This window comes from Sinomonas soli, assembly GCF_054782415.1.
Map to the genome: position 1 here is coordinate 102871 of NZ_BAAGSN010000006.1, position 12225 is coordinate 115095.

The window sequence follows — 12225 nt, forward strand, 5'->3', positions numbered from 1 at the left end:
GACCTTGGGGCCAGCTGGGTCCGGGGGTCAGAGGCCGAGGACGTGGAGGGCCGTGGTCCAGTCGTGCGCAATGGCGGTCTGGGCGGCCGCGAGCCGGACCGTGTGCGCGCAGACGGCTCGGTGCAGCGTGTTCTCCACGGCGTCCTTGGGGTTGGTCGTGCCGGCGGCGCCGGCCCTGTTGGGTTCGGGCCAGAGGTTGGAGACGGAGTTCGAGCCCCCGAGCTCGAGGCTGACCAGGTGGTCGTACTCCGTCGTGGCGGACGCGCTCTCGCCGTACTCCCGCAGGCTCTCGGCCTTCACCTTCGCGGTGGCCGCCGACGACGGCCTGACGGCAGCGGTGTAGCCCGCCTTGCAGATGGTCGAGTCGATCGTGGCCTGGGTGACCGCCGGGTCCACGGCGCCCGGGGTGCAGGCCGGGTCGGGCAGGTACTTCCCCGCAGCCGCATCGACCACCCGCGCCCGGCAGCGGCCGGGCGCCAGCTGCTCGTCGAGGGCGACCTGGGAGGGCGAGTGGACCTCCTTGATCTGCCCCTGGCCGGCGGCCTACGGCGGCTGGGCCGACGGCGGGGCGGCGTGGCCGCCGGCGTCGATGGCGGTCCCGATGGAGGCGGCGGAACAGGCGGTGGCCGCGGTCAGGAGGGCGGCGACGGACGCCGCGGAGGCAAGGAGGCGGAGAGCATTCATATCCCTCCATATGTAAGCCGTGCGCGGCGGAGGCCGGCGTCGGCGCGCCGTAGCGGTGTGCAGGCGCCGGTCCGGTGTCCCGCGTGCTGGAGGGCCGTCCGCCCCTAACCCTTCCAGCCGGCCGCGGGGAAGATGGACGCAGGACCGTTGCGCTGCCCGACGGGGAACCTCCTGCGGTCCGCGTTCCAAGGAGGGATCGCGATGGACGCCGTCTCCCTGACCGTCCTCATCATCGTCATCGTGGTGGTCCTCGTCGCGGCGAGGATGTCGGTCCGGATCGTCCGGCAGTACGAACAGGGGGTCCTGTTCCGGCTCGGCAGGGTCGTCGGGGTGCGGCTGCCCGGGCTCCGGTTCATCATCCCGGTCGTCGACCGCCTGCCCCTGGTGAGCCTGAGGATCGTGACCATGCCGATCCAGTCGCAGGGCATCATCACCCAGGACAACGTCAGCGTCGACGTCTCGGCGGTCGCCTACTACCGGGTGGTGGACGCCGTGAAGTCCGTCGTCGCCATCGAGAACGTCGCCGCCGCCATCGACCAGATCGCCCAGACCACCCTCCGCAAGGTGGTGGGGCAGCACACGCTGGACCAGACGCTTTCAGAGACCGGCCGCATCAACGCCGACATCCGCCAGATCCTCGATGTCCTGACCACCGCTTGGGGGGTCGAGGTCACCCTCGTGGAGCTGAAGGACATCCAGCTGCCCGAGAGCATGAAGCGGGCCATGGCGCGGCAGGCCGAGGCCGAACGGGAGAAGAGGGCCAAGATCATCGCCGCGGAGGGGGAGGCGATCTCAGCCACAGCCCTGGGCCAGGCCTCGGACACGATGATGGCCCACCCGCTCGCCCTGCAGCTGCGCAATCTCCAGAGTCTGGTGGAGATCGGGGTCGACAAGAACACCACGGTGGTCTTCCCTGCCCCGCTGATGAGCATGATCGGAGAGCTGTCGGCCTTCATCGCCCGGGAGAACCAGGCCGCGTCGACCGCGGCGCCCGGAGACGTGAAGTCCCCCGTCAAGGCCGCGTGAGGCGTGCTGATGGACATCACGTCGGCCCCCGCTCTCCCCGGCGCCCCAGTCCCGGCGCGCCGGGCCACGACGGCGGCCGAGGACACCCTGTCCCTCGTGGCCGGGCTGTGGCTCCTGACCGGGACCTACATCGACGGCTGGGCCCACAACAATCTCGCGCACCTCGAGACGTTCTTCACGCCGTGGCACGCGGTCCTGTATTCGGGCTTCGCAGCGAACGCCGTGTGGATCGGCTTCCTCGTGTGGCGCCGCCACCGGCGGGGGACCCGGTGGATGGACGCCGTCCCCGCCGGCTACGGAGGGGCCGTCGTCGGCGTCGTCCTCTTCCTCGTCTCCGGGGTGGCGGATCTCGTGTGGCATTCGGTGTTCGGCATCGAGCAGGACATCAAGGCGCTCTTCAGCCCCTCCCATCTCGGGCTGGCCACGGGCGGCTTCCTCATCCTGGGCGCACCGTTTGCTGCCGCCACCGCCGCGCCGCCCGGACGGACGACGCCGGCCCGGCTCACCACTGCCCTCGTCAGCGCCGCCCTGTGCGGCATGGTCGCCATCTTCATCCTCCAGGAGTTCGCGGTCTTCGCGCGCCACGGGCTCGTCCAGACCTACGGGCAGCCGGTCGGCGGGGTCAGGCCGATCCTGGCGGCAACGTCGGCGAGCACCATCGTGGCCCTGGGCTCGTTCCTCGTCTCAACGGCCGCGCTCTTCGTCCCCCTCCTGCTGGCGGCGTCCCGGTGGCGTCTCCCGGCCGTCGTGCCGGCGCTGCTGACCTTCGTGCCGTCGGCGGCCCTGCAGGCCATGGTCGCGTTCCGCGACGCGCGGCTTGTCCTCGCGGCGGCCGCGGGTGCGGCCCTGGTAGGCCTCGCGTGGCTCGTCCTGAGGCCAGGTCCGGACCGGCCCGTCCGCCTGCGCGCCGCCGCGGCCCTCGCGCCCCCGCTCTTCTGGGGCCCCTACTTCGCGGCGGTGGCCTCCGCGGACGGCCGGCTGAGCTTCTCCCCGGAGATCTGGGCCGGAATCCTCGTCTGGACCGCCCTCGAAACGCTCGCGATCGCTGCGCTCCTCGTGCACCGTCGCCCCGACGCCCTGGAGGAACCATGAGCCTCGTGTCCGAACTGCCGGCACGCTTCGACCCCTTCCCGCTCTACCGGGAGCTCCGGGAGGACTCCCCCGTGCTGTTCGACGCCGCGCAGGGGGTCTGGCACCTCTTCCGGTACGACGACGTCCAGCGGGCGCTCTCCGAGCACACCGTCTTCTCCTCCAGGATGCGGGGAGGCCGAGAGCCGGACCAGGACCACCTCTTCGCCTCGAGCCTCATCAGCACGGACCCCCCGAGGCACCGCCAGCTCAGGTCCTTGGTCTCCGAGGCGTTCACACCGCGGGCGGTGGCCGCCCTGGAACCGCGGATCTCCGAGATCGTCGAGGAGCTCCTCGACCGGGTGGCCGCCACGGGCTCCATGGACCTCATCGACGACTTCGCCTATCCGCTGCCCGTGATCGTCATCGCGGAGCTCATGGGCATCCCCGCCGAGGACCGCGACCGCTTCAAGCGGTGGTCGGACACCGTGGTGAGCCAGGTCCGGGACTACGAGGACAGCCCCGGCCGGACGGCGGCGCAGCAGGAGATGGCCGAGTACTTCTTCGCCATGATCGAACGACGGCGGCGCGATCCGGGAGAGGACCTCATCAGCCGGCTGCTCGCCGCGCAGGTCGACGGGGAGCACCTGAGCGTGATGGAGCTGTTGGGCTTCTGCGCCCTGCTGCTCGTGGCCGGCAACGAGACGACCACCAACCTCCTCGGCAACGCCGTGCTGACCTTCGCGGAGTGGCCGGGAACGATCGACCGGCTCCGCGCCGAGAGCGGAGCCCTGCCCTCGGCGATCGAGGAGGTGCTCCGCTTCCGGTCGCCGGTCCAGTCCATGTTCCGGGTCACCACCCAGGACACCGTGGTGGGCGGCACCGCAATCCCTGCCGGGTCCCGGCTCGCGGCCTGGATCGGCTCGGCGAACCGCGACGGCCGGCAGTTCCCGGACCCGGACGCCTTCACCCCCGACCGGCACCCGAACCGGCACCTCGCCTTCGGGCAGGGCATCCACTTCTGCCTCGGGGCGCCCCTGGCCCGGCTCGAGGCCCGCGTCGCCCTCTCCGCCCTCCTGGCACGCCTGCCGGGCCTGTCCCTCGCGCCGGGCGCGCCCCTGGAGCGCATCGACAGCACGATCATCTTCGGGCCCCGGCAGCTGCCGGTGCAGTGGCTGCCGGCCTGACGCCCCGGGAGCCGCTCAGCTCCCGGCGCTGGGAGACGGCGAGGGCGAGGCAGGAGCCGACGGCGCCGGAGCCGACGGCGAGGGCGAGGCAGGAGCCGACGGCGCCGGAGCCGACGGCGAGGGCGAGGCAGGAGCCGACGGCGAGGAGGAGGCCTTCGGCTTGGCCGGCGCCTTCTGGATCGCCTCGGCGAGCTTCTTGATCCCGGCGCCGTAGGTCCCGTCGAGGGCGTGCGCCTTGATGGCCTGTGCGTCGGCGACCTCCTGCCCGGGCGCGGCCCCCGCCAGGGTCCACAGGTCATCGCGGAGCTTCGCGGGGAGGTGTCGGAAGGCCGCCGGGTAGCGGTTGGCGGCGGCCCGCGCAACGGCCTGCGCGTGCTGGCCGTACTGGGCGCTCCCGTCCTGGCGGATCACGACGGCGAGCACGCGCCGGAGCGCGGCCCTCGCCGGATGCTTCGCGGAGGAGGCAGGGGCGCTCGGCGACGGCGCCGCACCCGCCGCCGCGGGGACTGCCGTCTGGAGGAGCGATGCGTCCTGGACGGCAGCAGCTCCAGAGTCCGCCGCAGCGACGTCCGCGCCGAGGCCGTCGAGCGAGGTCAGGTCCGCCAGCGACTCGTCTGCCTGCGGCTGGGGTGCCTGCGCGGCCGGGACCGGGGTGCTGTGGGCCTGGAGTGCGACGGCCGTGCCGCCGCCCGCAAGGATCACTGCGGCGAGCGCGGAGGCGGCGCCGGCGACCCAGCGTCGGCGGGGGCGCCGCGGGAAGGTGGCGGGGTCTGGCTGGGGGAACATGATGGTGCCTTTCGGAGCGCGGTCGGGGCTGCCCGGATCGGCCCTGTCCGCCGATCCGCTGCCCAGCATGGCGAACCCAGGCAAGCGGGGTGTTCGGCGGATGTTCGGGGAATGTAAAGTCGGCGGCCAGCGGCGGCCGCCACGCGCCGTCGTGCGTTTGAATGAACCTGTGGAAGATCGCAGCGGCAGCACCGGCGAGGGACGGGGGCTGGTCCTCGTGGTCGAGGACGAGCACGCGATCGCCGACCTCGAGCGCCTCTACCTCAGCCGCGCCGGCTATGGCGTGCACGTCGAGCGCGACGGCGGGGCGGCGCTCGCGCGGGTCCGGCAGCTGCGGCCGGTGGCGATCGTGCTCGACGTCGGGCTGCCGGGGCTCGACGGGGTCGAGGTGTGCCGGCGGCTGCGGGAGGCCGGCGACTGGACGCCGGTGATCTTCGTGACCGCGCGCGATGACGAGGTGGACCGGGTGCTCGGCCTCGAGCTCGGCGCCGACGACTACCTCACCAAGCCGTTCTCCCCGCGCGAGCTCGTGGCGCGGGTGAAGAGCCTGCTGCGGCGGGCGGCCGGCCCTCGGCCGCCGCGCGTGCTGGGGGTAGGGACAGTCCTGCTCGACCTCGAGCGGCGCACGGCCGAGGCGGACGGCCGGCCCCTCTCCCTGACGGCGATGGAATTCGATCTCCTCGCCCATCTCATGTCCGAACCCGGGCGCGTCTTCAGCCGCGAGCAGCTCCTCGCCGCCGTGTGGGGCCAGGCGGACTACGGCGGCGGCCGGACCGTCGATGTGCACGTGGCCCAGCTCCGCGCCAAGCTCGGCGCGGCGAGTCCCCTCCGGACAACCCGCGGGGTGGGCTACAGCGCCTCGGAAGACCCGGACCGGCGCCCGTGAGGGGCTGGTTCGGGTCCCTGCACTTCCGGGTCACCGTGGTCATGGCCGCCGTCGCCGCGGCCGCAACGCTCATCGCGGGCCTCGTCGGGGCCCAGCTCATCCGGTCCGCGGCCGTGGACCAGGCGCGCTCGAGCCTGGCCCGGGAGGCCACCGCCCTCAGCGCCTCGGGCAGCGTGACCGATCTGGCCTCCCTGCGCGAGCTCGCGTTCGGGGAGGCCGGCCGGATCGCGCTCATCCAGCCGGACGGCACTGTCACCGGCGCGGGGCGGCGCCTCGTCAGTGCCGACGCCGCGGCGAAGGTCCGGGCCGGCCGGGCGGTGTCGCAGACCGAGATCGTCGCTGGGACCCCCGTGGTCGTCGAGGCCCGGCCCATCGCGGCCGGCGGTGGACTGGTCCTCGCCGAGCCGGTCTCCGCCGTGACGCAGGCAGCCGGCCCACTCGTGGCACGCCTCGCCTGGGCCCTTGTCCTGGGGTTCGTGTGCGCAGTGCTCGGCGGGGCTCTCGTGGCCCGCTGGGTCGCGACGCCGCTCACCCGCCTCGCCTCCGCCGCGCGGCGGCTGGCGGGGGGCGAGCGGGGGGTCGCGGTCGACGGCGGCGGGCCGGCTGAGATCGACCAGGTCTCCCACGCGCTGGCGGCCCTCGACGGATCGCTCGCGACGAGCGAGGCACGCCAGCGCGAATTCCTGCTCTCGGTCTCGCACGAGATGCGCACCCCCCTCACGGCCCTCCAGGGGTACGCCGAGGCCCTCGCAGACGGAGTCATCCCGGCCGAGGAGGTCCCGCGGGTGGGCAGGACCCTCTCCGTGGAGACCGAACGGCTGGACCACTTCGTCCGGGACCTGCTCGAGCTCGCCCGCCTCGAGGCGGACGACTTCCGCATCGACGTCCACGAGGTCGACGCTGCTGAGCTGCTGCCCGCCGTCGTCGAGGCGTGGCGCGGCGTGTGGGAGCCTGCCGGGATCGCGATGCGGGCCGAGGCAGCCGGCTCGCTCCTCGTCGCCACCGACGCGAGGAGGCTCCGGCAGCTTCTGGACGGCCTGGTCGAGAACGCCCTGCGCGCCGCGCCCGCCGGAGCCCCGGTGGTGCTGGCCGGCCGCCGGGAGCCCGGCGCCGTGGTGCTCGAGGTGCGGGACGGCGGTCCCGGGCTGAGCGAGGAGGACGTGGACCGGGCCTTCGACCGCGGCGCGCTCCGCGACAGGTACGCCGGCGAGCGCAGGGTAGGCACCGGGCTCGGCCTCTCCATCGCCTCGCGGCTCGCCTCGCGGCTCGGGGCCGAGCTCGCCGCCGGCCACGCCCCGGAGGGCGGCGCGGCGTTCGCACTGCGGATGCCCGGGCTCTGACCGTCGGTGCCGGTCCGTTCCGGACACCGGGGCCACGCCTCGGCGCCTATGCTGGAGGCAGCAGGGATCCCATGCCCTGCGCCAGACGCAGGTGTCCCACCGGCGGATGGCGCGGTGGCAACGAAGGGAGTGCTCAGTGCGGCTGCTGGTGGCGCGTCTGCGCGCCTTCGCGGCGCTCGGCCCCGCGGAGGAGGACCACTGGCCCGCCCTGAGGATGGTCCTGGGCGTGGGAATCCCCACGGCCGCGCTCCTCGTGGCCGGACACCCGCAGCTCGTGATCGACGCAGTCTTCGGCGGCTTCGCCGGAATGTACGGCCGCGGCACGAACCGGTCGGTCAGGCTGCGGCACCAGTCCGCGGCGGGCGCCCTGCTAGTGGCCGGGGTCGGGCTCGGATCCGCGCTGTCCGCCCTGCAGGCCCCGGCCGGGACGCTCGTTCTCGCGGAGGCGGCGTTCGCAGGGCTCGCCTCGCTGGCCGCCGACCGCGTCGGGTTCCGTCCCGCGGGCCCCTTCTTCGCCCTCTTTGCCTTCGGAGCGTGTGCCGCGCTCGACCGCGCCGACCCCGTGATCGCGACCGCGGTGGCCCTCGCCGCGGCCGCGTTCGCCAGCGCGATCGGCGCCTCGTCGCGCCGTGCCGCGGTGCGACGCGCCGTCAGGGCGCCCCGGGTGCCTCCGTCCCCGCGGAGGGCCGGCGGCTATGTGCTCGCGGTCTCGGCGGCCGGCCTGGCAGCCCTGGCGCTCGGCATCGGGCACCCCCACTGGGCCATGGCAGGCGCCGCGGTCCCCCTCTCGGCCACCGGCTTCCACGGGCGGCTGCGGCGCGGCCTGCACCGAGTGGTCGGCACGCTGGCCGGCCTCGGCCTGACGGGCGCGATCCTCGCCTTCCACCCCACGCCGCTCGTCATGGGCGCGCTGGTCGTTGCGCTGCAGTTCCCCACCGAGCTCTTCATGGCCCGCCACTATGCCCTGGCCCTGTTCTTCTTCACGCCGCTGATCCTGCTCATGACGCGGCTCGCGCTGCCCGGGCCGGCGCAGGCGCTGATCGCGGACCGGGCCGTCGAGACCGTCCTGGGAGTGCTCGTGGGGTTCGCGGTGGTCCTCATCGACGCGGGACTGCCCCGCCGCGTCCGGGCGATGGGCTAGGGTCAAGGAGCACGAGGAGAGGCATCACATGGTCGAGATCCTGAGCCCCACGGAGCTGAAGCGGGCGAGGCACACCGGGGCGCTCGTCGCGGACATCCTGCAGGCCCTCAAGGCGCGCAGCACTCCGGGCACGAACCTGCTGGACATCGACGGCTGGACGCGGGCGATGATCGCCGACGCGGGGGCGCTGTCCTGCTACGTCGACTATGCGTCCCCGTTCGGCCGCGGACCGTTCGGGCACTACGTCTGCACGGCCGTCAACGATGCCGTGCTCCACGGGCTGCCCCACGACTACACGCTGGCCGACGGCGATCTGCTCACCCTCGACCTCGCCGTCACCAAGGACGGGATCGCCGCCGACTCGGCGATCAGTTTCCTTGTGGGCGGGTCGGAGCGGCCGGAGAGCACGGCGATGATCAGGGCCACCGAACGTGCCCTGGATGCCGGCATCGCGGCAGCGGTGGCCGGGGCCCGCATCGGCGACATCTCGCACGCGATCGGGGGCGTCCTGGGTGCCGAGGGCTATCCGGTCAACACCCAGTTCGGTGGCCACGGCATCGGATCCAGCATGCACCAGGACCCCCACGTGCCCAACAGCGGGCGACCGGGCCGGGGCTACCGGCTGCGGCCTGGACTGCTGCTGGCGCTGGAGCCGTGGATCATGGAGGACACGGCTGAGCTCATCACTGACGCCGATGGCTGGACCCTGCGGAGCGCCACCGGATGCCGCACGGCACACAGTGAACACACGATCGCCATCACCGAGGACGGCGCCGAGATCCTGACGCTGCCGGCGGCCCTCCGCCCCTAGAGACACATCGTGGAGGGGCCGGGGACTGGCCCCTCCACGGGAAGGCGGGTTACCAGCCCGCGGTCGAGAACCCTGTGTTGGGAGAGGAACTCGCCCAACCTGTTACCCGAGGAGCCGGAGGCCAAACCGCACGCGGCGGAGTCCACACCGGTGGGCTCGGCGCGCGGCGCGCCAGCGAGGGCCCTCAGAACTTGGCCATGCGGGCCTTGACCTGGGCGACGTAGACCTTCGTGTCGTCGTACATGCCCCGGCTCTGGACCGATCCGAGCCCCTGGTAGTAGCCGGCGATGGCCTCGTCCAGGTTCTTCGCCTCCGCGGTGAGCCACCGGAGCATTGCGACGCCGCCGGCGATGTTGTCTGCCGTCTTGTTCAGGTCCAGTGTGGGACGTCCGGTCATCCCGGCCAGCCAGTCGCGGTTGGCGGGCATGATCTGCATGACGCCGATCGCGCCCACTGGAGAGGTGACGTTCTGCCGGAAACTGGACTCCTGCTCGGCGACCGCGAGGGCCAGGGCCGGGTCGACGCCCATCTGCACGGCGGTCTGACGAACCATGGACTGGATCTGGGCTGCCGTCTCAGTGTTCACGGCGGGCGGCGGGGTCGGCGCGGGTGCAGGGCTCGGCGTGGGGGCCGGAGCGGGCGGCGGGGTGGGAATCGGTGTGACCGTCCCGCTGGCCGCACCCACCGACGCGATGACCTTGATCCCGGAGCTCCTGTTCCACTCGATCCTTCCACCCTCGAAGTTCTGGGCGACGCCGCCGCTGATCGCGTACTCGCCGCTTGTGGGATAGCCCATCTTGCCGTTCTCGTAGCCCATGCTTCCCCAGGCCGCCCGGATGGCGCCCATGGACTCGTGCGCCCCGGTCTGGGGGGACCACATGATGGCGCCGCCCTCGTACTGCTGGTAGACGCCGCCGTTCTTCAGTCCGCCGATCTCGCCGCTCGTGGGGTAGCCGAGGGCGCCGTCCTGGGCACCCATGCTGGTCCAGACTCCGCGGATCGCCCCGAGGGACTCGTGCGCCCCGGTCCTCGGCGACCAGACGATGGTCCCGCCCTGGAAGGACTGGGAGACCCCACCGCCCCTGAGCCCGGCGGCTTCCCCCGAGGTGGGGTAGCCGAGCTTCCCGTTCTGGGAGCCGAGGCTAGACCAGGCCGCACGGATGGCGCCGACCGATTCGAAGGCTCCGGTCGCCGGGGAGAACACGATCGCACCGCCCTCGTAGGACTGGGAGACGCCGCCGCCCTTCAGGCCGGTGATCTCGGCGGAGGTCGGATAGCCGAGGTCGCCGTTCTGGGCCCCGAGCCTCAGCCACCTGTCGCGGAGCGGGCCCGTCGACTCGAAGGCACCAGTCTGGGGCGACCACACGATGGCGCCGCCCTCGTACATCTGGGAGACGCCGCCATTCCTGAGGCCGCCGACCTCCCCCGAGGTCGGGTAGCCGAGCCTGCCCTTCTCGAGGCCGAGCCGCTGCCACGCGCCGCGGATCGCCCCCATGGACTCGAAGGCACCCGTCTGGGGCGACCACACGATGGCGCCGCCCTCGTACATCTGGGAGACGCCGCCATTCCTGAGCCCGCCGGCCTCGCCCGAGGTCGGGTAGCCCATCTTTCCGTCCTCGAGGCCGAGCCGCTGCCACGCGCCGCGGATCGCCCCCTTCGATTCGAACGCACCGTTCTGCGGTGACCAGACGATCGCACCGCCCTGGTACATCTGGTACACGCCGCCGTCCTTGAGGCCGCCGATCTCATCGGAGGTGGGGAAGCCGAGCGACCCATTCTCGAACCCGAGCCGCTGCCACGCGCCACGGATCGCACCCTTGGACACCCGGGCGCCCGCGGAGGGGGTCCACACCACGGCCCCCCGCTGGTACATGTGGTAGAGGCCGCCGTCGCGGAGGGTGCCGATGCCGCCGAAGCCCGGCCCCAGGCCGAACTGCGCGGCCTTCGCGTCCATCAGGGCCGCCACGTTCTCCGGCACAGCCCCCTTGGCGGTGATGCTGACCGTCGCGGAGGCGGCGCCGGCGGCGTTGATGCTCACGCGGGTGCCACCGGCCGTGGTGAAGGTCTGGCCCGGCTGCCAGGCGAGGTTGGCCGCATAGACGCCGGAGAACGGCTTGGTGGTGGGCGGGATGAGGAGCGACTCGCTCTCGTCGAGGCCCCCCTTGATGATCTGCACTCCCTGGTTGCCCGCCAGCGCCGTGGGCGCGTCGTACCCGACCGGCGCCCGGTACTGCAGGTAGTACCACTCGCCGGTGGAGGGGTCCTTGAACTTCGCTGCACGGCGCGGGGCCCCGCCGGCCCAGGGCGTGAGGGTGTACGTGGAGGCCGCGCCGGGGGTGCCGATGTTGGCGATCTCGTCCCCGCGGCCCATGCCCCCGTACTCGTAGAGGTACGCGTTCAGCTGGGGCTGGCTGTACCGGGAGATGCCCATGAGGTCGGTGCCGTCCCCGTACCCGCGGGTGCTGCAGGAGGTGTCCGCGAAGCGTGCCCCGGCCCGGACGGCGTCCACGGCCCCGTTGCTGCACTGGAGCGTGTTGGCGTGGCCGACACCGAGGATGTGGCCCATCTCGTGCGCGGTCACGGGCCCGGTGAAGCTCGAGGGCCGCGGCAGCAGGATCCGCCCGCTGGTCTGGCTCGCCGCCCACCCGGCCCCGAGGTTCCCCTTGCTGCCGGAGACCAGGACGTCGTCACGCGGCACGGCGAGCAGGAGGACTGTCGAAGAGCCGGGAGTCCAGCCGAGTTCGCGGGACACCGTGCTCATGATGGCGGCGAAGTCGTCGCCCGAGGAGGCCGAGGTCTTGAAGCCCGCGACGACCTTGGTGACGCGCAGGCTGATGCGGCCTGCGGACATGGCGGACCAGTAGCTGCTCGCGGAGGCGACCGCGTTGCGGTAGGCGGTCACGTCGAGGGCCGCGGCGTCTGCGGCGCTCTTGTCCTTGGTCTGCAGGGTGACGATCGTGACACCGACCTGGGCCGCGCGCTGCGGGTAGCCGGCGGTGACAGCTGCGGCGAGGGCGGCGTGTGCGGGTGCTCCTCCGAGCAGGGACGGCGCCAGCGCGACCGCCAGCGACGCGGCGGTGGAGGCGACGGCGCGCGCGTTCTTGGCAGCGTGGCCCCCCAGGGCACCGCTCCTGGGCCTCCCAGCGGGCTCGGCGCGGTGCTTCGGACTGCGGCGCATTGGGTAGTCCTCCATGGGCGACTGGTTCCAGTGCGAATACTACGGTGAATTTGACATGTACAACTCATTCCCGGCAATTTTCCGGTCCGCCCCACTTTGACATGTACAATCAGGCGTG

At 72.9% G+C, this 12225-nt stretch carries 11 protein-coding genes; 7 read left to right on the forward strand and 4 right to left on the reverse strand.

Features of this window, described 5'->3' with window-relative positions:
• Positions 1 to 27 precede the first annotated feature (27 nt).
• Together ACYVKZ_RS06105 and ACYVKZ_RS06110 are read right to left on the reverse strand one after the other, a co-directional pair.
• On the reverse strand, positions 28 to 453 hold the full coding sequence (locus ACYVKZ_RS06105; RefSeq protein ID WP_460991176.1) for a hypothetical protein: 426 nt from the start codon (positions 451 to 453) through the stop codon (positions 28 to 30).
• 90 nt (positions 454 to 543) lie between these two features.
• Positions 544 to 684, reverse strand: coding sequence for a hypothetical protein (locus ACYVKZ_RS06110; protein WP_460991177.1), 141 nt, complete (start codon positions 682 to 684; stop codon positions 544 to 546).
• Between the two features lie 201 nt (positions 685 to 885).
• Between ACYVKZ_RS06110 and ACYVKZ_RS06115 the strand changes: the two genes are divergently transcribed.
• From ACYVKZ_RS06115 to ACYVKZ_RS06125, 3 genes are read left to right on the forward strand one after another with little or no spacing between them, the layout of a single operon-like run.
• Positions 886 to 1710 carry a slipin family protein gene (locus ACYVKZ_RS06115; RefSeq protein WP_460991178.1) on the forward strand — a complete coding sequence of 275 codons (825 nt, stop codon included), beginning with the start codon at positions 886 to 888 and terminating at the stop codon, positions 1708 to 1710.
• Between the two features lie 9 nt (positions 1711 to 1719).
• On the forward strand, positions 1720 to 2802 hold the full coding sequence (locus tag ACYVKZ_RS06120; RefSeq protein ID WP_460991179.1) for a hypothetical protein: 1083 nt from the start codon (positions 1720 to 1722) through the stop codon (positions 2800 to 2802).
• The gene (locus ACYVKZ_RS06125) at positions 2799 to 3965 is read left to right on the forward strand and encodes a cytochrome P450 (protein WP_460991180.1); all 1167 of its coding nucleotides are present in this window, start codon (positions 2799 to 2801) and stop codon (positions 3963 to 3965) included. Before ACYVKZ_RS06120 ends, ACYVKZ_RS06125 begins: the two co-directional genes overlap by 4 nt.
• A gap of 15 nt (positions 3966 to 3980) precedes the next feature.
• On the opposite strand, the gene ACYVKZ_RS06130 is transcribed toward ACYVKZ_RS06125, so the two are convergent.
• Positions 3981 to 4751 (reverse strand): hypothetical protein, encoded by a 771-nt coding sequence (locus ACYVKZ_RS06130; protein WP_460991181.1) that lies wholly within the window; start codon positions 4749 to 4751, stop codon positions 3981 to 3983.
• Positions 4752 to 4920: 169 nt separating this feature from the next.
• On the opposite strand from ACYVKZ_RS06130, the gene ACYVKZ_RS06135 reads away from it, so the two are divergent.
• The 4 genes from ACYVKZ_RS06135 to map all read left to right on the forward strand — a co-directional run bounded on the left by ACYVKZ_RS06135 (position 4921) and on the right by map (position 8929).
• Entirely contained in the window at positions 4921 to 5637 is a 717-nt protein-coding gene (locus tag ACYVKZ_RS06135) for a response regulator transcription factor (RefSeq protein WP_460991182.1), read from the forward strand.
• Entirely contained in the window at positions 5634 to 6977 is a 1344-nt protein-coding gene (locus ACYVKZ_RS06140; protein WP_460991183.1) for a HAMP domain-containing sensor histidine kinase, read from the forward strand. The genes ACYVKZ_RS06135 and ACYVKZ_RS06140 overlap by 4 nt, the downstream gene beginning before the upstream one ends.
• A gap of 136 nt (positions 6978 to 7113) precedes the next feature.
• Positions 7114 to 8118: an FUSC family protein gene (locus ACYVKZ_RS06145; RefSeq protein ID WP_460991184.1), complete on the forward strand. Its 1005-nt coding sequence runs from the start codon at positions 7114 to 7116 to the stop codon at positions 8116 to 8118.
• Positions 8119 to 8146: 28 nt separating this feature from the next.
• A complete protein-coding gene (gene map, locus ACYVKZ_RS06150) occupies positions 8147 to 8929 on the forward strand; it encodes a type I methionyl aminopeptidase (RefSeq protein WP_460991185.1) in 783 nt (260 codons plus the stop codon).
• Between the two features lie 184 nt (positions 8930 to 9113).
• On the opposite strand, the gene ACYVKZ_RS06155 is transcribed toward map, so the two are convergent.
• Positions 9114 to 12107 carry a transglycosylase SLT domain-containing protein gene (locus ACYVKZ_RS06155; protein WP_460991186.1) on the reverse strand — a complete coding sequence of 998 codons (2994 nt, stop codon included), beginning with the start codon at positions 12105 to 12107 and terminating at the stop codon, positions 9114 to 9116.
• Positions 12108 to 12225: the final 118 nt, after the last annotated feature.

Bases quoted from the DNA above. Each gene is read 5' to 3' on its own strand.
- ACYVKZ_RS06110 (WP_460991177.1), bottom strand. From the start codon at position 684: ATGAATGCTCTCCGCCTCCTTGCCTCCGCGGCGTCCGTCGCCGCCCTC.
- ACYVKZ_RS06115 (WP_460991178.1), top strand. From the start codon at position 886: ATGGACGCCGTCTCCCTGACCGTCCTCATCATCGTCATCGTGGTGGTC.
- ACYVKZ_RS06120 (WP_460991179.1), top strand. From the start codon at position 1,720: ATGGACATCACGTCGGCCCCCGCTCTCCCCGGCGCCCCAGTCCCGGCG.
- ACYVKZ_RS06125 (WP_460991180.1), top strand. From the start codon at position 2,799: ATGAGCCTCGTGTCCGAACTGCCGGCACGCTTCGACCCCTTCCCGCTC.
- ACYVKZ_RS06130 (WP_460991181.1), bottom strand. From the start codon at position 4,751: ATGTTCCCCCAGCCAGACCCCGCCACCTTCCCGCGGCGCCCCCGCCGA.
- map (WP_460991185.1), top strand. From the start codon at position 8,147: ATGGTCGAGATCCTGAGCCCCACGGAGCTGAAGCGGGCGAGGCACACC.
- ACYVKZ_RS06155 (WP_460991186.1), bottom strand. From the start codon at position 12,107: ATGCGCCGCAGTCCGAAGCACCGCGCCGAGCCCGCTGGGAGGCCCAGG.